Origin of the sequence: Saccharolobus solfataricus (assembly GCF_900079115.1) — an archaeon.
In the GTDB taxonomy this organism is placed as follows: domain Archaea; phylum Thermoproteota; class Thermoprotei_A; order Sulfolobales; family Sulfolobaceae; genus Saccharolobus; species Saccharolobus solfataricus.
This window is the reverse complement of record NZ_LT549890.1, coordinates 1,635,717-1,656,161: the sequence shown is the minus strand read 5'-3', so window position 1 is coordinate 1,656,161 and position 20,445 is coordinate 1,635,717. Positions and strand designations below refer to the sequence as shown.

General features: G+C 36.4%; 13 protein-coding genes and 9 pseudogenes. 14 read left to right on the top strand and 8 right to left on the bottom strand.

Translation table 11 applies throughout. The annotated features are described in order from the left end of the window. Position 1: 1 nt before the first annotated feature. A pseudogene (locus tag SSOP1_RS08855) lies at positions 2-821 on the bottom strand (SDR family oxidoreductase). A gap of 286 nt (positions 822-1,107) precedes the next feature. Here SSOP1_RS08855 and SSOP1_RS08850 point away from each other — a divergent pair. Next, the gene (locus tag SSOP1_RS08850; RefSeq protein ID WP_009989710.1) at positions 1,108-1,554 is read left to right on the top strand and encodes a hypothetical protein; all 447 of its coding nucleotides are present in this window, start codon (positions 1,108-1,110) and stop codon (positions 1,552-1,554) included. 296 nt (positions 1,555-1,850) lie between these two features. On the opposite strand, the gene SSOP1_RS17090 is transcribed toward SSOP1_RS08850, so the two are convergent. Further along, positions 1,851-2,006, bottom strand: coding sequence for a hypothetical protein (locus tag SSOP1_RS17090; RefSeq protein WP_157861870.1), 156 nt, complete (start codon positions 2,004-2,006; stop codon positions 1,851-1,853). A 363-nt stretch (positions 2,007-2,369) separates the two neighbouring features. On the opposite strand from SSOP1_RS17090, the pseudogene SSOP1_RS08840 reads away from it, so the two are divergent. Next, positions 2,370-3,421 (top strand): annotated as a pseudogene (locus SSOP1_RS08840) (glycosyltransferase family 4 protein). Positions 3,422-3,708: 287 nt separating this feature from the next. Here SSOP1_RS08840 and SSOP1_RS16460 read toward each other — a convergent pair. Beyond that, positions 3,709-3,987 (bottom strand): annotated as a pseudogene (locus SSOP1_RS16460) (IS200/IS605 family accessory protein TnpB-related protein); the annotation flags it as partial. Between the two features lie 378 nt (positions 3,988-4,365). Between SSOP1_RS16460 and SSOP1_RS08830 the strand changes: the two are divergent. The 6 genes from SSOP1_RS08830 (at position 4,366) to SSOP1_RS08805 (ending at position 8,917) form a co-directional block, all read left to right on the top strand. Continuing rightward, positions 4,366-4,626, top strand: a complete 261-nt coding sequence (locus SSOP1_RS08830) for a hypothetical protein (RefSeq protein ID WP_009992510.1) — start codon at positions 4,366-4,368, stop codon at positions 4,624-4,626. Next, entirely contained in the window at positions 4,614-5,030 is a 417-nt protein-coding gene (locus SSOP1_RS08825) for a type II toxin-antitoxin system VapC family toxin (RefSeq protein WP_009992509.1), read from the top strand. The genes SSOP1_RS08830 and SSOP1_RS08825 overlap by 13 nt, the downstream gene beginning before the upstream one ends. 206 nt (positions 5,031-5,236) lie before the next feature. Beyond that, a complete protein-coding gene (locus SSOP1_RS08820) occupies positions 5,237-5,962 on the top strand; it encodes a CRISPR-associated DxTHG motif protein (RefSeq protein WP_010923588.1) in 726 nt (241 codons plus the stop codon). Beyond that, positions 5,962-6,468: a TM1812 family CRISPR-associated protein gene (locus SSOP1_RS08815; RefSeq protein WP_009992507.1), complete on the top strand. Its 507-nt coding sequence runs from the start codon at positions 5,962-5,964 to the stop codon at positions 6,466-6,468. The genes SSOP1_RS08820 and SSOP1_RS08815 overlap by 1 nt, the downstream gene beginning before the upstream one ends. Positions 6,469-6,923: 455 nt before the next feature. After that, positions 6,924-8,318 (top strand): ATP-dependent nuclease, encoded by a 1,395-nt coding sequence (locus tag SSOP1_RS08810; RefSeq protein ID WP_009992506.1) that lies wholly within the window; start codon positions 6,924-6,926, stop codon positions 8,316-8,318. After that, complete coding sequence (locus tag SSOP1_RS08805) at positions 8,318-8,917, top strand: hypothetical protein (protein ID WP_009992505.1); 600 nt, start codon at positions 8,318-8,320, stop codon at positions 8,915-8,917. The genes SSOP1_RS08810 and SSOP1_RS08805 overlap by 1 nt, the downstream gene beginning before the upstream one ends. 254 nt (positions 8,918-9,171) lie before the next feature. Here SSOP1_RS08805 and SSOP1_RS08800 read toward each other — a convergent pair. The 3 pseudogenes from SSOP1_RS08800 to SSOP1_RS08785 all read right to left on the bottom strand — a co-directional run. Beyond that, positions 9,172-9,549, bottom strand: a pseudogene (locus SSOP1_RS08800) (IS110 family transposase); the annotation flags it as partial. 7 nt (positions 9,550-9,556) lie between these two features. After that, positions 9,557-10,542, bottom strand: a pseudogene (locus SSOP1_RS16455) (IS630-like element ISC1048 family transposase). 44 nt (positions 10,543-10,586) lie between these two features. Continuing rightward, a pseudogene (locus SSOP1_RS08785) lies at positions 10,587-11,291 on the bottom strand (IS110 family transposase); the annotation flags it as partial. Positions 11,292-11,633: 342 nt separating this feature from the next. On the opposite strand from SSOP1_RS08785, the pseudogene SSOP1_RS08780 reads away from it, so the two are divergent. The 3 genes and pseudogenes from SSOP1_RS08780 to SSOP1_RS08770 all read left to right on the top strand — a co-directional run. After that, positions 11,634-12,362 (top strand): annotated as a pseudogene (locus SSOP1_RS08780) (IS4 family transposase); the annotation flags it as partial. A 280-nt stretch (positions 12,363-12,642) separates the two neighbouring features. Next, positions 12,643-12,885, top strand: coding sequence for a hypothetical protein (locus SSOP1_RS08775; protein WP_009988988.1), 243 nt, complete (start codon positions 12,643-12,645; stop codon positions 12,883-12,885). Next, complete coding sequence (locus SSOP1_RS08770; RefSeq protein WP_009988987.1) at positions 12,882-13,271, top strand: type II toxin-antitoxin system VapC family toxin; 390 nt, start codon at positions 12,882-12,884, stop codon at positions 13,269-13,271. The genes SSOP1_RS08775 and SSOP1_RS08770 overlap by 4 nt, the downstream gene beginning before the upstream one ends. Positions 13,272-13,583: 312 nt before the next feature. Here the strand turns inward: SSOP1_RS08770 and SSOP1_RS08765 are convergent. Beyond that, positions 13,584-14,818 (bottom strand): annotated as a pseudogene (locus SSOP1_RS08765) (IS110 family RNA-guided transposase). Between the two features lie 422 nt (positions 14,819-15,240). Here SSOP1_RS08765 and SSOP1_RS08755 point away from each other — a divergent pair. Next, entirely contained in the window at positions 15,241-16,137 is an 897-nt protein-coding gene (locus SSOP1_RS08755) for an IS630-like element ISC1395 family transposase (RefSeq protein WP_010923671.1), read from the top strand. Between the two features lie 308 nt (positions 16,138-16,445). After that, positions 16,446-16,676, top strand: a pseudogene (locus tag SSOP1_RS08750) (ISNCY family transposase); the annotation flags it as partial. Between the two features lie 196 nt (positions 16,677-16,872). Here the strand turns inward: SSOP1_RS08750 and SSOP1_RS08745 are convergent. Further along, positions 16,873-18,252 carry an APC family permease gene (locus tag SSOP1_RS08745; protein ID WP_009990205.1) on the bottom strand — a complete coding sequence of 460 codons (1,380 nt, stop codon included), beginning with the start codon at positions 18,250-18,252 and terminating at the stop codon, positions 16,873-16,875. 160 nt (positions 18,253-18,412) lie between these two features. Here SSOP1_RS08745 and SSOP1_RS08740 point away from each other — a divergent pair, with 160 nt between their 5' ends. Then, positions 18,413-20,395 carry a primary-amine oxidase gene (locus SSOP1_RS08740; protein ID WP_009990204.1) on the top strand — a complete coding sequence of 661 codons (1,983 nt, stop codon included), beginning with the start codon at positions 18,413-18,415 and terminating at the stop codon, positions 20,393-20,395. The last annotated feature ends 50 nt before the right edge of the window (positions 20,396-20,445 follow it).

The following is a 20,445-nucleotide window of genomic DNA, read 5'->3' as shown; positions in this document are numbered from 1 at the left end:
TTTAAATCATCCCTTCTAAATCCAGTGTGTAAAAATCTATTGTAAGTAATTTCCTAGCCTTAGAAATGTCTAATGAGGAATCGTAGGGTCTCTTAGCTATCCAGCTCTTTATCTCATCAACTTCCTTAACTTCTCCGGGTAGGTTGAACTTTTCCTTAATCTTTATAGCTAATTCGTAACGGGATATTCTTTCTCCAGCTACGTGGATTATTCCTGTCTTTCTCAAATCTAAAAGCTCATCTATTGCAAGAGCTAGTTTTCTCGCGGAGATTGGGGAATAGTAGCCTTTAAAGGCAAGCACTGTTTTACCTTCTTTTAGTGTTTTATAGACGTAGATTGGGAATCCTTTGTTTCGAAATACTCCAGAAGTTCTAATTATCAAACTTTCGTCATATGATGAGGCAAATATTTCTCCCAAAAGCTTACTTAAGCCGTAATAGTTTATGGGATTAGGTATATTATCTTCTTTATAATTTCCCTTATTTCCATCAAATACGTAATCAGTACTTATGTGAATTACGTATGAATCAACTACCCTCCCAGCCCTTACAATGTGTTTCACTGCTTGTGAATTAATTTTGTAAGCCTTATCTTTTTCTATTTCGCATTTATCTACGTCAGTCATTGCAGCAGTATTTATTATTACATCTGGTCTCTTCTTTATTATAAAGTCCTCTAGATGTGGAAAGTCAGTGATGTCTAATTTGTAACCTTGAATTTCAGAAGAATTGTAAGTTTTTATAACCTCGTACTTTTTAGAGAGTTATGTTTGAAAGTTCGACTCCAGGTTGTCCCGATGCACCAATCAGCAGAATTCTCATACTGACTGATTAGTAGTTAACAAAAGTTATTAGGCGTTTGATAAGTGCTAATAAGTTCAATATGAAGATACCTTCAGTCTTTCACGTTACGTTAAAAATACCTCTTTTTAGTTGATAATCATAATTAAGAATATTTAGTTTCAAGTTTCGTACATTCTTGGATGACTAATTTAAGTGCTAAGGCAATACAAAGTCAGTCGCATTATAGACTTGATAGAGTTCTCAGAAGATTATGACTCGTTTAAGTTTATGAATATATTTAAGCTAGGAAAGAAGAAAAAATAATGTGAAAAAACATATAAGGTATATTATTGATGGTTACTCTACGTTGAGAGAAGCTGATATTAAGAATGTCTTAAAGTCTCTTTTAAGCAATCTGGATGACGATGTTAGAGTAAGCAAGAAAGGTTATAAGATTTCACTCTCATTCAGAACTCCTGATAATGTTAGAATAATGCAGTGTGAGGAAATTGACGAACTACTCTCAAGAATAGGAGTCATGGTTACAAGAATAATCGTTTCAAGTGTTATTACTTATGAGTATGAGGGAGCTGGAGTAGGTGCAACAGTGGGAGGTATAGTAGGTGGAGGATCAACTAAGAGGCTTGATGTAGGTTTGCTTATAGCAGTTCTTTCTGGATTAGCAGGTTATTCTGTCGGAAAACTCATTGAGAAAGGTGAGGCTATACTCCTTTCTTGTGAGAAAAGGAACGGAAGATGGGTAAGGATTTAAGAAAAAGGATAAAAAAGAATAGTGAAGATTTTTATAAACTCTACCAAGAAGGAAAAAAGAAGATTAATATCAGTAACAATCTTTTAGTTTTCTTGCTTCTTTCCGCAATTGAAGAGATAAGTAAATGTCTTATTGAAATTTTATTAGACAAATGCAATAATCCTCAGCTAAGATATTAGAAGTAGAATTTACAATGATCATCTTATTAAGTATCAATTTTTCCTAGCACTTTATTATGTGATAATTCCTAGTTCTGTTAATGACATAGCTACAACAATTATTGAAAAGATTAAGACTCAATCGTCAACATGGTTAAGACTAAGAAATATAGTCAATTTCTTAATAAGTGCGAAGAGAAATAGCTTTTGTCTATACAAAGAATAGCCAGTTAAATCCCTTAACCCACTTATTTCCAACATTCCTCCATTAATAACCCTTTTACTCCTTTGCAATTATTATGAAAAAGACTATAGTTATCTCATTAATGTTTCTAATGTAAAAGTTAATCTTGAGGAGTTAAATGAAATTGAGGTTATATACCTTCAATATGAGCAAATAGAAGATGAGATTAAAAAATTAGACCAAGAAAATAGTTGTGACGTATTGCTCATGTTAATAAATATGTTAAAATATCATGCTGCTCATAGAGAGTTTTGATGGCAATATAAGTTGAATTAGTAAAGTATCAACTGAGACTATCAATACAATTTGTTCTTCTCTCCTGTGTAGAATGGTTAATAAAAGGTCTGTGTATTAGAATTTAAATAACCACGTAAGCAATAGAAAATTTAAGGCCCGGTTCTTTTATCTTTTTAATGGATATTGTTCTTAGGATTTTATGGACTGGCGGAGTAACAAGGGTTGCATTAGAAGAAGCTAGGAATATACCGGGCTCTAAGCTTATTGTTTATAGGAGGGCTAGAACATATTACGATTTATCTAACGTTAATTTGCAAGTTCTCTTTGAAGGTAAATCTAAGGCAATATATCGTTTCATAACGTCTATTTACGCTGGTCATAGGGGTGATGAGGCTACTGTAGATTTAGATAGGATAATTAAGGCTAGGGATTTAATTAAAGGCCCGGCATTGTTTCATGATCAATTTTCTGGTTTAACTGGTTATTTGCGTTGGAGGAAATATAAAGAGGACTATGGTGTTTACATTCATGAGACTTCCTTAGACTCAAGGAGTGTTAAGTGGTTTTTACCCAGATATTTAGAGAAGATTGTTTTGTCTCACAGTAGGGTTATTATAACTAATAGTAGGTGGAATGCTGAAATATTATCATCTCACGGTTTTAAAGCTGAGGTTGTTTACCCGGGGTGTTATCCTAAGGAGAGAATAAACTTAGATAGGGAAAGGATTGTTCTAGCCGTATCATTATGGGATGAGGGAAGAAGGCCGGAAATTTACGGAGAAATAGCTAAGAGGATTAAGGGGAAACTTATAATGGCTGGTTCGTGGGCTAGGAAAGATACACTGGAGGAGTTTAAAAGAAAATACGGAGACGTTATTGTAACTGGTCCTTTAAAGGAGGAGGAGTTGCAAAATCTCTATAATAGAGCATCTGTTTTAATAAGGTTTGGATTTAATGAGAAGGGCCCGGGTATGGGGTTTTAGAGGCTATGTCTTATGGTTTGCCAATTATAGTAAATGATGGTTTAGGGAGTAAGGAACTGATTAAGGATAATGGATACGTTGTTAAGGATTGGGGAGAAGCTGTTGATAGGATTAATGAAATTTTGGAGGACGAGAAATTGAGGAAGGAAATGAGTATTAGGTCTTGGGAGATAGCTAAGGAGTTAAGTTGGAAGAATCATGCAATGAGGATTAAGGAATTGATGGAAGAAAAAATAGGAGAATAGAGGAGTAGGTGTATATGTAGTTGGTTTTTGAGTTGAGATAGAAACTAAGTAGGTTTATCGATTTTCTTCTTCCTTATTTGTCTTTTTATAATAATTAATACATTCCTTTATAAACTCCTTAACTCTATAGGACAATTCTATACCATTAGCGTTGCGTGAAGCCGCTTTTATTTTGAGTTTATAATCCTTAATCTCGTTGTAATTGCGATCTGTTATACTTCTTCTGTCCCATTGATTACTGTTAGGTCTAACTGAAAAGAAAATCTTACAGTTATTTAAATCAGTGTTTACCCGTGGCGTAACTTCTGCTTACTTTTAACCACTTCTAATTCCGTCACGGGCACCCCTCTTGAGGGCTCATACACACTCACCCTCAACTCATTGGGGCTAGTCGAGGGAAACACCACTACCCTCTCATCCGTATTTGTCGCTAAGTTGAGAGGTGCTATCGAATCCCTCTCTAATAAAACGTCGCCAGCGTCCAAATACCTAGCAGTAACCTTAACTACTTTAATACCCCTACTCTCGTGAGCATAGCCCGTCATCAGTATGGAGTTCATCAATTTATAATGTAGAGGAAATAATATATAAACATAATCATAATAAAGATCATATTGTGAAATGATTAAAAGTATTTAAAAATTATGCAAATGTGTTACAGTCTTTATTCCCTTTCTAAGGTTTATATTCCAGCCCGTTATCCTGACTCCTTACCTTCACCCTTAACCCCTTATCAAACCTTTAGCGAAAGTGAGAAGCTAGAGTTACCTTATGCATAAATACGGAAAGATTTTTATAGCGGGAATTCTCTGCTTGAAGGGACTATGCTTTCCTACCTTTTGTAAATGTTGTGTAATTGCAAGAAGACGAAATCTTAAGCAGTTATAATACATTTATTACGCATACGTAAATTTTATAATATACGAATGTCATATTTTTTACATATGCCTATAATTAGTATAAGAATAGATGAGAAGTTGAAGAAGAAGATGGATGAGTTGAGTTATATAAATTGGAGTGAGATAATAAGGAGAAAGATAGAAGAGGTAATTGAGGAAGAAGAAGAGAAGAGAAAAGGAAAAAGAAAAGATTATAAGAAGATTGCTGAGGCTTCAGTTAGATCTTATGAATTTTTCTTAAATTATGGCGGTAAGAGTTCGGAAGAAATTATAAGGGAATGGAGAGACAAGAATTGGCAGTTGTAGATGCTTCAGTTGTAATAAAATGGTTTGTTAATGAGAATTATAGTAAAGAAGCGTTAATTCTTAAGGAGGCATATGTGAAAGGCTTAGAGGATTTACTAGCACCTTGTATTCTTCCCTTTGAAGTGCTAAACGGGTTAAAGTATACTTATAGTCTGGGAGAAAAGGAACTGGAAGAGGTAGGGAAAATTTTATCCGATTTTCAGATAACGCTTTACGGATTCGAAAATATATTGGACGAAATGGTTTCCTTATCTCTTAGATACGGTATAACAATATATGATGCAGCATATATAGCATTGGGTAAGGTTCTCAACGAGAAAGTTTATACTGCTGATGAAAGACTTATTAGAAAAGTCAAAGAATTACCTTTCGTAATTCATATAAAGGACTATAAACAAAAGTAGTTTTTAATGATTACTCTGACATAACCTCCTCCATAAACGGTACTCCAAGCTTGTAGTATTAGTAAGCATTTCCCTCAATTCGCTCAAATAAAACTTATGGAGAGAAAATGAGCAGGGACTGTTTCATGAAAGGTAAAGCTCACTATCAGTAATACGCAATTTCTTGACAGTACAATATTTATTTTTCGCTATTCTAGTTTATTTATATGGTAGTTTACGTTTCCACGTGGGGTGATCCTTCAGGTTGGTTTGAAGTAGAATATAAGCGTCCTGATAAGGAGATTAAAAGCTTTAGCACGATATCTACTTACGACAACGCTTCAAAAATTATTCTAATAGTGCAAGATTCTGTCCTTACTCCACAGTCTAAGCCGAAGAATAAAGTTGCTGAGAATTGTTCAAAGCTGAAAACACCATCTGACTACGAAAGCTGGGTAAATAAAGTGAAAGAATACATAAGTTGTATAGTGGAAAATGCTCTTAATAAGGAAGCTGCTAATAAAACGCGTATCATAGTGATTCCAGCTGTAGGTAAGATAAATGATTTTAACTACGGTAAGATCGAGTTAAAAGAAAGGGAGTTACCTTCATACCTTTATGCTTATATTGTAGAAACACTTCTAGTTCAGAAGCTTTATGAGGAATTGAAGGATGCTGATGATGATGAAATAGTTTTAGATACTACACATGGAGTAAATTATTTGCCAATAATAGTTTTTCGTGTTTTGTATAATCTCACTTCATTATTAGATCTTAAATTTAAGGTAATAAATTATGTACCAACGAATCTCTATAAAGAGTATACTTACATGGAGATATTTAAGAGGGAAGAGAAAAAGAATACTTTTGATTTAACTCAGATAAATGTTGGGTTAAGCGATGATCCTATAAAGAGGATTATAATTAAGTCGTTAAAGTTAAATGCCCCCTAATGGTTATTGAAAAATGTAAAGAGAAAAAGGAGTTTAATAATGATTACTATCAGTATTTCCTAAATAATGTGAAAATTGAAGGTAAAGAAATAAAGATAAATGAGAAACTTTACCCAGATCGTGCCTGGGTTGATGTTATATGTGATTATGTATGTAGTAAGGTTAAGGATAACACTAAAGAGGAGATTGAGGAGTTTGGAAAGATTTTAGAAAAGTTTTCTATGAACGCCGGACCGTTAATAAGTAGGGAGATTAATATTATTTATAATTTGGCAAAAGATCTGAAAGAGGGAGAAAGAAAGCAATATAGTGAAATTTACAGCGAAGATGAGGAAGGAAGAAGTAAACAATTGTCGGAAGAGGAGTTAAAGAGGAATTTCATAGCTCATGCGGGTCTTTTGAAGGAATATGTAATTATAGAGAAGAAAAATGGCAAAATATACGTTAATTATGATGAGAGTAAGATTAAAGAATTGTTAGAGTGGAGTGTTCTCAAACAGTCATGAAATTCGAAAAATATTTGTAAAAATATTGGAGTAATATGGAAAAACTCTTGTTTAACGCTTAAGATATAGAAATTTGAACAAAGACATTATTTTAGAAAAGCTTATGTGAAAGGGTTTACGAGGCTCATTCTAGTACGACCACAAAAAGATTTCATAACCCTCGCACATGAGCTTTTCAGAGGCCGTTTTTCACGTTCTAATTCCTTAGCTACATCTCGATTAAAACGACTAATTGTGAAAATTTCTAGTTTAATTTAATTTTACTAATACTTTTGACCGTTTTCACTTAATTGAATTCATTATAATTTTTGAAATATAATGAATTCAAAATGTAAACATGAATGGTCCAGCATAGCTGATGAGGAAAAATTTATAACCTAACTTAGAATTTCACAAACGAGTATCTCGCTGATACTAAGTGAGTCCTTTTTATACCGAATTGAGTAAACTAGATTATGGAAATGGCAATCTATTGCGGTAAAACATACAGTTGGGCAAACGAACTTTGCAGTAAGCCACTTAAGGAGGTAAAAGTCGTAGATTATAATTCAGTAGTTGATTGGGTTAACTCTCAAAAAGAGAGGGCTTTCCTAATTTTCGGTACGGACGTTATTCCATATTCCCTATATGAATATCCTAAAATACCCGTAAATGAGACCCCGCTATTTAAATTTATGGAAAGAGGAGGTGTTGTAATTTGGACTGGCGATGTCCCCTTTTTCTACATCGAGAAGGATGGTATAAAAAAGGAGCTCTTTAGTAAGGGAAATCCTTTCCCTTTTAAGCCTATAAGCGTAATGGGACATAAACCTCTGTCTGAGAAGAGTGAAAATTCCATAGTGGGTGAAATGTTAAAATATGATCCTAAAGATTCGTGGAGACCCGTTGAACCTCATCCCTTGTTAATACCCATAAGTATAGTAAAGAGCCATCCTTACACGCTTTATTCCACCTGGATTTACAAATACGGTAAAGGAGCATTTGTCAGGCTTTACGACTCTCCTTATGTAAACACTCAGTATATATTAAGCTTACCGGAACGACTGTCAAGCCTGGGAATTGGAATTAGGATAAGTAATTTTAGAAGGTTTAGGGATTTCAAGATGATTTTTCCAGAGTTTAAAATAGGGGTAATTCTGGGTAAGAATAACGTAGGGAAGACAACCATATTGGAAGCTATAGCAATGTTAGGTAAAAATGAGGATAAGATAAGGAAGTTCAGAGGGAATATCTCAACAGAAATTGCTGAAACCGAACTGTTTGTAAACTACACCTACTATAAGGCTGAGTTTTCCTACTCACAAGTTAATAGGTCTGCAGATGTGAACGTACTCTTAATATACTCCCACGATATTGACTTTGTGATTGACGATAAGGTACTCCCTTACGTGAAATCAAGTTTACGTAAAGTTACTGAATTATTGAACTCATTTGACCCTAACATATTCTACGTTTATCTATCTTCTGGGAATGAACTTAGGGTGCTTTTTAATGACAGAACTGATGTGTCAATCAACGAACTTGGTTATGGTTATAAGAGCTTATTGAATTTCATCTTGCTATATGTAATTTACCAGCCGAGAATTATTCTGATAGATGATCTGGAGGGCTTCGCATTGCATCCGGATTTGCTTAAGATGTTCTATGATCTTCTACTGAAAATAGACGTTGACTTAATACTTATTACCACACAAAGCAGTGATATTTACGCGTATTTAGCTGAAAAGCGGTCGGATAAGGTTAGGTTTATATTAATTAACGATGATAAATATGAAGTTCTTACATCTGAGGAGGTTTTGGATAGGCTATACTATGAAGATTTAAGATATACTGCATTAAAAATACACTGATGAAATTCAGCAGTAATGCTACAACCGAAATAGTTTTTGGAGACGGATCTTTTGATAGGGAGATTGTCAGAAACGCTCTTGAGAAGAACAAGGATAAATACTGTGAGCTATTACTGTTTATTCCGGAGAGCGGTGCTAAGGGTAAAAGTTTGCCTATAGGTATTGGGATTGAGAGTGTACTTAAGTTTGTTAAAAACGATGTTAAGAGATTCTCCTTGAACTACATAATATTTATAGATAAGGAACACTGTACCTTAGATTATGTAGAATGCGTAAAGGAAACTGCAAAAGATTACGGAATATACACATCTGACGTGATAAAGCTTAACAATGAATATGATATTTATAGATTTTCATGTTCAGTAGGAAGTAAAAAATTTCGTATGTACTTCGTCTTTCTCGGATATTATTGCTGTATTGAGGACTTTATTTTAAAAATTTGTAATGAGCAGATAAAAGAATTTAGAGGCAGAGGATGCTGTCAAGAATATAAAAAGGAGTTAAAAAAGATAAAAGATAACTGCATAGAAAAGGCTATTGACGAACTATTCAAGGAAATAGAAAATGTGTTAAAGGATATAAGGCAAACTTCCAAATAACACTCTCTAAATTATAGGGAGTGTTCTCATGCAGTCATCTTATTCGATATCATATAGTAAAATAAAATTAAACTAGAAATTTTCACAATTAATCGTTTCGATCGAGATGTAGCTAAGGAATTAGAACATGAAAACAGCCTCTGAAAAAGCTTATGTGCGAGGGCGTTCAGTAATAAATCTTTCGGTCGAATTTTGAGCATAGTATCAGCTACTATTGCCACGCGGACTCTTTCAATCCGCGTGATAGGGGAGGGTCACTTCACCTCATAAGGCTTATTATTATACCAAACACTCCACACTATCCTAGCCAACTTCCTAGCTAAGGCAGTGTACAGTTTCCTACCCTTCAGTTTGTCCTTGTGAGCTTCGTGGAGCTTAAGGAGAGTAGGGTTACGCGAATATTGAGTCTCGGCAAGGAAATAAAACAAGCTACGCAAATACTTGTTACCCCTCTTGGAGATACCCTTTCTAACCTCAATCCTACCACTCCTCTCAACTACCGGGTCTAAACCGCAATAAGCAACGAAGGATTCAGGTCTTGGGAAGCGCCTAATATCACCCACAATCCCAATTATAATCCCAGCTGCCAGTTTCCCTATTCCGGAAATCGTGAGTAACACTAGTATTTCCGGAAAGTTCTTAGACTTCAATTTTATCTAATCCTAGGTATGTTATTGCATTAAGATTAAATCTATACTTATTTTCTTCAAAGAACTGTTTAATACAGTTTTTAACGTCTTCTATCGTATAGAATATTTTATTGCTCATGTAGTTCTTGAGGGACTTGAAGACCGCCTCAGCCATATTAAGCTCAGGCGAGTAAGGAGGAGTAAACACGGGATGAATACCCTTCCTGCGACAAACCTCAAGCGTACCCTTAGTCTTGTGAGGAGAGTAATTATCCATGACCATGTAAACCCTACCACTACCCACACGCCTCTTAAAGTACCTCAAGAAATACTTAACGGATTCAGAGTTAGGCCTTTTAGCAAGAGAAACCACTACTTCGCCGGTCCAAGCGTTTATAGCTAGAATAACATAGATTGAGGAAAAACCTATATTGACGCGCATTACGGGCTTACTGCCAACCTTAGCTAGAACCTTCTTAATTGACGTGCTAATTACTGTCCTACACTCGTCTAGAAAGAATAGTGCCTTTCTTTCCAATTTCTTTATTTTTTTTTAAAATCTTCCCACTTGTCCTTTTCTGCTTGGATGTTGGTAGGTCTGGGTTTTACTAGGTTGTATCCTAGTTCGTGGACTAGTTCGTATAGTCTGGATTTCTTGTATTCTATTCCTTGTTCTTGTAGTGCTATCTTGAGTGTTTTCATTGTCCAGTACTCTTGTTGTATTCCGTATTTTTGGGGCTTATCTTCCAGAATTTGTTTTATCTTTTCCTCTTCTACTTTTCTGGGTCTTCCTGATCTGGGCTTGTCCTTTAGTCCATCAAGACCTTCTTTCTTGTACTTGCCAATCCACAATTTTATCGTGGAATAGCCCTTGTTAAGCATTTTCGAAACTTCTTTCTCCGATTTACCATCAACTACGTGCAGCTTCACCGCAAGAATCCTCTCCTTAATTCTCGCGTTCTTCTCTTCCTTATAAGCTTGAACCAAATCTTGCATAGTTCAATCTGGTAATACTAATCTATAAACTTTTCGGAAACACTAACGTGGTCTTGAGGCACATTACCCTCTATCATTTTCCTCACCTCCTTCAACTCTTCTCGTGTTTGAATTAGTGTCCTCGCTAGGACTTGAATCTCACGTAGTACTGTACCAGTGTATTCCAGTTGATACAGTTTTACGTCAGAGAAGTCTCCCTTAGAGAACTTCTCCAATCTCTCCTCGCTCAACTTCTCCTCGTCGCTCACGAGGAAGAGAGCTCTCCTTAACCTGTTCTCTTGTTTCGTTTGCACATCCTTCATGAAGAGGTAGAGTGATACTAACTCTTTCAAGGGGTTGTTAACGTATTCTCTAGACTTATTTACCATGTTTTCAAGTTTTTCTGCGTCGTAAAAATCTGTTTTCTTCCCCTTACGTCCTTTTCTTTCCATAGCAAGGCTGACTAGTAGGACTTTCACTCCTCTTTCTTTGAAGTATTGGCAAGGTCTTGTTGAGTATACTCCTGTGGGTTCTATTACGATGATGTTTGGCTTCATGGTTAGTATTTCTTCGTAGCCCTTCTCGTTGTTTGTGAATTTTCTCACCCTCCCCTTACTTGTTACCAAGTGTTCTTTTGATACGTCTATTCCAATTACCCCTACGCTTGTGTCACACCTATATTCGTGAATATTTTCACAATGTTCAGTCCGACTGTAGGGGCTCGTCACGCCCTCGCCCGAAGACTTTGCTTCAATTTCCCATTCGACCATTTTTCCCCAGCTGAGGAGAATATTACTCTCCCCAGCTAATTAACCTATATATAGGTTACGAGATTTTTTGTGAGGGTTACCAATATGAACCTCGTAACCCTCGCACAATTAATACTTATGATTCTAAGAAATTTAAATCTTAAGCCGAGAAAGTACGAGTAGCATTTATAGGAAAATCGTTACACTTTTACGTTACGTTAAAAATATATAGTAAATCTTTCCTGGTTAGATGAAAAATGCTTATTGATAAGCTATAATATTAAGAAGTACAATGAAAGATATTTATAAATACATGGATAAATATTTTGACTTTTTATGGTAAGGGAATATCCTAAAACTACTAATAGGATAAAGCCAACTAAGGGGACGTCGTGGGGACTGGTTCAAGCCGCGATCTTCCTCCTGGGGAGGACGAGGAGCTTCCTGGACGTGATCCCAGTGACCGTGAAGAACGTAGCTGAAGGTTTCAAGGCGGTGATGGAGGTAATCGTGAAGGAGTTGGAGGAGGACAAGCTGAGGCTCGTCATGGTCTTCGCGGACAAGGAGTTCGCAGTGAACGAAGTGATTAGATACCTCTTGGAGTTGGGCTTGGACTTCGTCATATCTGCCAAGGTCCAGATGTACAAGAAGTACAAGGGAATGTTGCAGGATGTGGATGTGAGTTTTGGCGGAGTTAGATATACTGGATTTCTCTGCGTGAGATATGGGAGTGGAGCTTATCTCATTATCCTGAGGAAGGAAGACGGCAAGATTATTGCCTTCCTCGTGAGGAGGGAGATGGATCTTTATGATGCCATAGTCCTTGCCGAGATGTACAGGGAGAGGTGGGGGATAGAGAACGCCTTCCGCTCTCTTGAGGAGTTCAGGATCAGGACTAGGACTTGTGACGTGAGGAAGGAACTGGTTCTCGTTCTGCTTTCCTATCTTCTCTTGAATGTCTGGTTCTTGATCCGCTCTTGGAGGAAGGTAAAGTTGTGGGAGTTCTCGGTCTCCCTCTCGAATCTCCTCGATCGGGAGGTAAGAGTGGAACAAGGACGCGCGTTCCGTGAAGTGAAGACGCCATTCCCCTAAACTCCAGCTAACCCTATGCACCTCCTTCCAGCTACGTGAAATTAATTCTATATATTTATATTCTGCTATTGAAAACTGACTTATTAACTGTCATTTTCATAAAATATATGCAGTTATATTTGAATAAAACTGGTGTGGTTCAATCTTACATATATTATCATTTATATCAGAAAAATGAGATTCCCATACTGACGTAATTAACTATAAACTTTTGTATAATTCTGATGTAACTCGCAACACGCTAACTTTATATATTCTTTTACTTAAGTAATATAATAGTATGAGGATAGTAACAATAAAGGTAAAGGATGAGTATTATAGTATTGCAGAGCAAATGGTTGAGTTAGGTATAGTTAAATCAAAGAATGAGGCTTTTAACTTGATTATATCTTATGGTTTGAGTAAGGCTATGGAAGAGATTGAGAGAAAGAAGAAAGTTAAGGAATTAACAGAGAAGTGGTTAAAAGAAGGCTTACTCTTTGATTTGCCAACCTCAAATGATGTAATAAGGGATAGAGAGTGAAATACTATATTGATACAAGTCTTGCAATAGCACTAGTTAATGAGAAAGACCCTAACCATGAGGTTGCGTTAAAGACCTATCCTAATGATGGTAAGAAAGTAATAAGCAAAATAGTTTTAGCTGAAATGTATTCAGTTTACTCTAGAAAATTAAATCTCACTGACGAGGAATTAGAGGCAATAGTTAATTACACTCTTAGTAAGTGCGGATGTGAGATTGAAGAAGTCGATCTTGGCAAAGTGATAGATCTCGCCATTAAAATATCTAGTAAAGTGAAATTAAAGACACTAGATTTACTTCACCTCTCCGCTAGCATTATTCTTGATAGTGAAATATTGAGCCTTGATAATGAAATATTAGAAGCTAAAAATAAGATAAGGAAATAAAGAACAATATCATCACAAAATATTAACAATAACTGGAAGTGCTCTCATGAAGTCATTTAATTCTGTGATCTACCCCCTCCTAAACGGTAGATCCAAAATCGTTTTACAAAAAATAATTTTGGTTGGGTAACATCAGATTCTGAAAAATAATAGAATTTATAGCTTTGACAAGAACGCAACTAATTGAAGATAGGTTTAAGGTGAGGAACCCGGTATTATCACGTGGTGAAGACAAGGTGATAACACCGGGTCTTCCCCACCAAAATATAGTCTTTTTCATATTAGGCACTACATGCTCCGCCTCTAACAAACCTACTGGGACAACGAGTCCAGCACATCACCCACATCAACATCTTGAACGTTAACGTCCTTCCCCCTAGGTGCCCTAAAACTCTTCTTAACATCACCCTTGTAAACACCATCCTTTATAACGTGATAACAAATACAAGCAAGCTTCCCACCAAGAGCACAAGTAGCCTTAGTAGCACTCTTCCACTTGGAGACAAGCCTATCGTAATACTCCTTAAAACGTTCAGACTTCCTAGCAACCCTAGCAACCAAGAAAAAAGCCCTACGCAAATACTTATTACCCCTAATCATACCAGAGTGAGACTCGCTCTCACCACTCTGCTTAGTCCTGGGAGCAAAACCAGCATAAGCCCTTGCAGCCTTAGAACTGGAAAAACGAGAAACATCACCGAACTCAGCGTAAATGGTTGCAGCACTGATCAAACCAACTCCCGGCTCAACTCGACCACAGGCTGAGGAATCTTAGAAATTATCATGTCCTCAACTTCCTTAACCATAGCCTCCAAGCTCTTCAGTAAGTCTACCAGCTGCTTCAAAGCTAGCTTCTCAGCATCATTCAAACTTCTCCCTAACTTCTCCTTCAACTCGTCCCTTTCCTCCTTGCTCAGCCCTTCTCCCCTACTTAACTTCTCCAGCAACGCCATTCCCCTCTTATCAAAGGGCTCTATCTTGTATCCCGCCATTTCTAGAAACTTCCTTATCTCGTTCTTTACTTGCGTTATCTTCCTCATCAAACTCTCCCTATACCTCGTTAACTCCCTCAATTCCCTTATTTCCCCGGTCGGTATGTATGACCCCTTAACTGCTCCCAGGATGAAGGCTTTTGCCAGTCTTTGCGCGTCTAGCTTGTCGGTCTTCTTTCCGAATACTTCCTTCAAGTGTAAGGGATTTATTACTGTTACCTTATATCCCTTTTCTGTTAGTTCTTCGTTAGTGCTTTCAGAAAGTTTATAGCTTTAGGCAAAGGATATACCACTAGATCATAGTCTAAGAACTTTTCCAAAATACTAGTGTAGGTAGAAGAAGTACGGTCCGGTTGACTCCATTATCCCTTCCTTATATTCGCCAAGGAATTTGATTAGTTCTTCTATTCCCTCGTTGTCGTACTTGAATTCCCTCACCTCGTTGACCTCTACTTCCCTTTTCTCTTGCGTTATTACAAGTTCAGCTTTCGCTACCGTCAACTTGTCCCTTGAAACGTCTATTGCGAAACCCCTTGTCTTAATCTCACTTTCCATGATAGAATATTGCTCGTGTATGCGAGATATTCTTTACTATCATGATACCACGTTTTTCTCGCATAATATTAACTACCTTCAGCCCCTAGAAAAATTTACTTTCACACTCCTACTCGGGGTTTTGTCCCCTCTTGTTAGATCGTTCTAGGGGCTTCACAGCCAGCCTAATATCTGGGGTTTTTATCCCCATGTTGCGACTGGGCTTATGTTGTTTTTCTCCTTCCTTGCTTATTTGTTTTTCTCTTGTAATACTTGGTTTTACTCGTTCTCTAGTTTTGCGTGAATTCCCCGTAGGAGTTACAAAGGGGACTAGAAGGGATTATCAAACTTAGTGGGGAGATGCTGGAAAATGGACGTGCTTAGGACACTACTCGTTTAACCCAGCATCTCCCCAATTAGATAAAAAGAAGTATTAAAGATAAATGGATGTGCTTAGGACACTAAAAAGGAGGATCAGAAAGCTGATCGAAAAGAAGCCCAAGAACCTAAACGAAACCAAAGCAAGAGGAATATTACTATACTTGAAAGGAATGAACACTAGAAAAATAGCCAAGATACTACAAGTACACTTGAGCACAGTTTACAGATGGATCAACCAATTCGAGAAAGAAGGAGAGAAATGCCTATTCTACAAGGAGAGAAAAGGAAGAAACAAGAAGATAGACGAAAAGGAGATAAAAGTAGAAGAACTTCAAGGTAAAACCATATGGGAAGCAAAGGCTTATATAGAGGAGAAGTTTCACGTTAAATTAAGCCATGTAACAGCTTGGAGAATAGCTAGAAAGAGATTGAAAATCCCCTACATAAAACCATATAACAAGAAGAGGCCCTTTAATGCAGATAACATCTTGAGGGGGAGGTTAAAGGGTGTTATTAAGAAGGGTGTTAAGGTGTTTTTCATGGACGAGTCCGGTATTCATCACGATCCTTCCAGGAGATTGGGGTTGTATAATGTTTCCGTTGATTATCCCAGTAAGAAGCTTAATGTTCTCGCTTCTATTCCCTTGTTTGACGGTGTTCCTTGTTTCATGTCCACCTATTCCAATGTTAATTTCAAGATCTTTGCTGAGTTTCTTCGCTTGTTTAGGAATTCCGGTCCTATCGTGTTGATCCTTGATAATGCTAAGTTTCACAAGAATGCTTATGTTTTCTCCGTTGCTTCTCAGCTCGGCATTACCTTGCTTTTCTTACCTCCGTATTCTCCGGATTTGAATCCGATTGAGTTGGTCTGGAGGGACTTGGTTCGTGGGTTAATACTTATTATAATTTTGAATACACTCTTGATTCGATGGAGGAGGAGTTCTATTATTTGTTTTTGACGCGTGATTATACAAGCTATTGGGTTAATAAGTTTCGTGACGTGCTCGAGAAACTGGAGGAAGAGGTTAGTATGAAACAATTTTTATTGATTCTCCTTTATTATTTGTTCTCAAGTTCTATCAAGTTTAATTCATTAACTATTTAGACTTATTCGAGTGTTCTTCTATATTTTGTATTGGGAAATATTAATTTCTCCTTCGCATCTCCTACGGTGGCAGAGAATCCCGATCTGCTACGGTCACTTTGTTAGAGGCGGAGCATGTAGTGCCTATTAAGAAAAAGACTATAACTTCATGGGAGAGTCGTTGTTGGGGTTTTGATTAGGGAGTTAAAGGCGTTGGGGTTGGGTTCTTTCCTCACTTGGGTTAGGAACAAGGGTTTTGTGACCTTGAAGGTCCTCTCCTTGTTCTTGGTCCTCTCGTTCAAGTACTCCCTTGGTTTGAAGTTAGATGTCAAGAGGATATCAAGGTTGATAAAAAATATTTATCACTCTTTGGGTGGGATTAAGAAACTGTTTAAGAGAAGGAAAAATACGTAAAATGCTAATCTTGATACGAGGTACGCTTGAAGAGAATACAGTATTGTATTAGGATAATCTCGTATCATTTACTGATGGTTGTTAAATAAGATGTCTGTATGAGAACATCCCTCAAAATCATGCAACTGTTAAGCAAAAATTGAAAACTAAAGGATTAAATAAAGATAAACTCATCAAAAATGAAATAAAAAGAGATTTACTTTTGGGTAAAAAACCTTTTAAGCGTAAGATAAATTATGCCCCCAACCACCCATAAAACTAACGTTAAAACTCCAATTAATACCGGCACATTGATTGCACTCGTTATAACAGTCGCATAAAATACATAGCCAATTATCGCTTCAACAATTGCTACAATAAGTATATTTCCTATATTTAATGCGTTATTCTTCTTCACTACAATTAACATACTTATATTTACTACAAATATCGCTATTAAAAATCCGAACGTAGTAGTAATTCCAGTAGCTATAAAAATATTGGAAGGTGAGAATATCAGAGACATTATAATGAAGTATAAAGCTGTAAAAATGAAGGTGAAAAGACTGGCAATATGCGGAGTCCTTCTTTTCGGATGTATTGAACTCAATTTAGATGGTAATAATTTGTCCACACTCATAGCGTACATAACTCTTGTCACACAATTAGTAAATCCGGTTGCACAAGCAAGGTTACTATTTATTAGAAGGGCTGTTAGGATTATTAGTAGTATTGTACCTCCGAAGGTTTTAGCCAATATTAATCCCGGTGCTAAATAGTTAAAATATGTACTCATGTTATTAACTCCCCATCCCACGGTAAACGCTTCTGAACCCACTATATATGTGATACCTAATAGAAGGGCTGCTGTAAAAACTCCTTTTGCTATATTATTCCTTGGATCTTTAGCCTCTTCACCCAATACTGATACAGTTTCATAACCCGTAAAAGCCAGAATTCCAAAGGAAACTCCTAAACCTAAATTTGATATCTTTGGGGGTGGTACATAAGCAAGCGTAAAGGTATTGATATCGGGCGGGATTTTGGAAAATATAAGAATTGAAGTAGCTATTATGCCAGTTATTTCAGCTATACTCATGATTAAGGTGAACTTTAAGGATGGTCTTATACCTAAGTATGAAATTATAACACTTACTATAGCGTTAACTAGTCCTAAAGGTATCCAAATCCACGATGGCAAATTTATTCCAAGTTCTTCAATCCCTGTAGGTACCATTAAGCCCATGATTAAATATACAAAGATAATCACCGCAAATATATATATTGTATATGCCATACTAGCGACAAAGGCAACCTTCTTACCTAAACCCCTTTCAATAAAAGCGTAGATACCTCCCGCACTCTGAACATAGCGCGCTATTATAGATAGTCTAGTGGCATCCAATAAAACCATTATTAATGCTATTGCTACAGCTAGTGGAAGAGCGCCATAAGCGAATGCAGCTGCACCAGTTAATGTTCCAATAGTAGCAGCGGCAGGAGCCCCTGATGCAATGCCTTGAGCTAACACCTCTCTGTAGCCTACCACACCTTTAGCTAATCCTTGTTGCGTATTTTTTTCAGTTTCCTTTCCCATTTTTTCCACTAGCAGTTATAAGAGAAATCATAAAAAATAAATATAACTAGTATTTTTAAGAAATACTTGATATTTCTATGTATTACCTAGTAATATATATTTGTACAAATTATATTTAAATATATAAAATAGAGAGATAAATATAGATGGTGTAAAAATCATGGTCGAGGAGGAACAAGTAGCTATATCTAAATCCCCGTTAGACCCGTTAAATGAAGAAGAGATAAGAAAGAGCGTGGAAGTTTTAAAAAGACAGTTAAATTTAGATGCTAAAGTAGTTAAATTCTTCTCAGTGGAATTGAAAGAGCCTAAAAAACAAGAATATTTGGAATGGAGAAATAACAAAAATATTAAAATAGAGAGAGAATCATTAGTTAAATACTATAATTTTCAAGACCGAAAGGTTTATGAAGCAATAATATCCTTAGATAATAACGTAGTGAAGGAAATAAGAAGTATTGATGCCGCTTATCCACCTATTACGTTAGATGAATTTGGAGAATGTGAAAAAGCAGTTCGAAATGACAAAAGAGTACAAGAGGCTTTGACTAAAAGGGGAATCTTAATAAACGATTTGAACTTGCTAATGGTTGACTGTTGGGCTCCCGGTCATGTTGACGAGGAGTTGCGAGGTAGAAGGGTAGCAATAGGGTATATGTGGGTAAAAAAAGATATAGAGGACAATGGATATGGTAGGCCAGTTCATGGGCTTATGCCTTGGGTTGATCTAGATAAAATGGAGGTTATCAGAATAGACGATCATGGAACTTCACCTCTCCCATTACAAGATGCTAATTATACGCCTGAAAAGCTAGGTAAGATATTTGGCGACGATCTGAAGCCTATTGAGATAAGACAACCATTATCCTCAAGTATTAAAATTAATGGTTGGGAGATAAGTTGGTATAGATGGAGATTAAGAATTGGTTATACACCTAGAGAGGGTTTAGTTATTTATGATGTTAGATATATTGATGAAAATAATCGAGAAAGAATGATATTATATAGGGCTTCTGTAGTGGATTTAATGGTACCTTACGGAGATCCCTCTCCATTCCATAATAAAAAAATGGTGTTGGATGCAGGTGATTATGGGTTGGGAAACTTTATTGTGCCATTATCACACGGAAACTATGATCTATATAACTGTGATTGTTTTGGAGAAGTTATATATCATTTAGATGTGACAAGGGTTAGTTCTAATGGGACTCCTATTAAAATAAAGAAAGCTATTTGTGTTCATGAAGAGGACTTTGGAGTCTTATGGAGGCATACCGATTTAAGAAGTGGTAAGTCCGAGGTAAGAAGAAACAGAAGGCTTGTTGTCTCATTTTGGGCGACGTTAGCTAATTACGATTATGGATTCTTCTGGTATTTTTACCAGGATGGCAGTATCGAATTTCTAGTAAAACTAACTGGAATAATAAACGATGATAGTATAAGCGAAAAAGACCCAACACCAAAATATGGCACTAGAGTTACACCAGAGGTTTATGCCCCAATTCATATACATTTCTTTAACATAAGGTTAAATATAAACGTTGATGGTTTAAGGAATAGAATTTATGAAGTAAATCTAAGAGGAGAACCTATAACTGAAAAGAACCCAGTAGGTAATGCATTTTTCGCAGAGGAGAATTTATTGGAGAATGAAGCTGATGCCAGAAGACATGTAAATCCTCAAACTGGGAGATATTGGAAAATAGTGAACATACAAAAGAAAAACTATCTGGGTTTACCGGTAGCCTATAGACTAGTACCGGGACATAATGTTTTACCTCCACTACCGGACGATTCCTATGTAAGAAGACGTGGTGCTTACATAAATTATCATCTGTGGGTAACTCCATACAATGAAGAGGAGAGATACGCTAGTGGAGACTATCCTTATTTGCGAGCTAACGATGGCCTTCCTAAATACATATTAAAGAAAAGATCTATCGTAGATGAGGATCTAGTGATATGGTATACATTAGGAGTAGAGCACGTAGTAAGAATAGAGGATTGGCCAGTGATGCCTGTTGAAATGGCGGGATTCCGACTTATACCAGACGGGTTCTTTGATAAGAATCCTACTATCTATTTACCTAGACAACTGAGAATCAATGGACAACCTCTACATAGGGAGCACAAGAGTCATTAATAAATAGATGATAACTAGTGAATTCTATGCTATATAGTAGAAAGCTAATA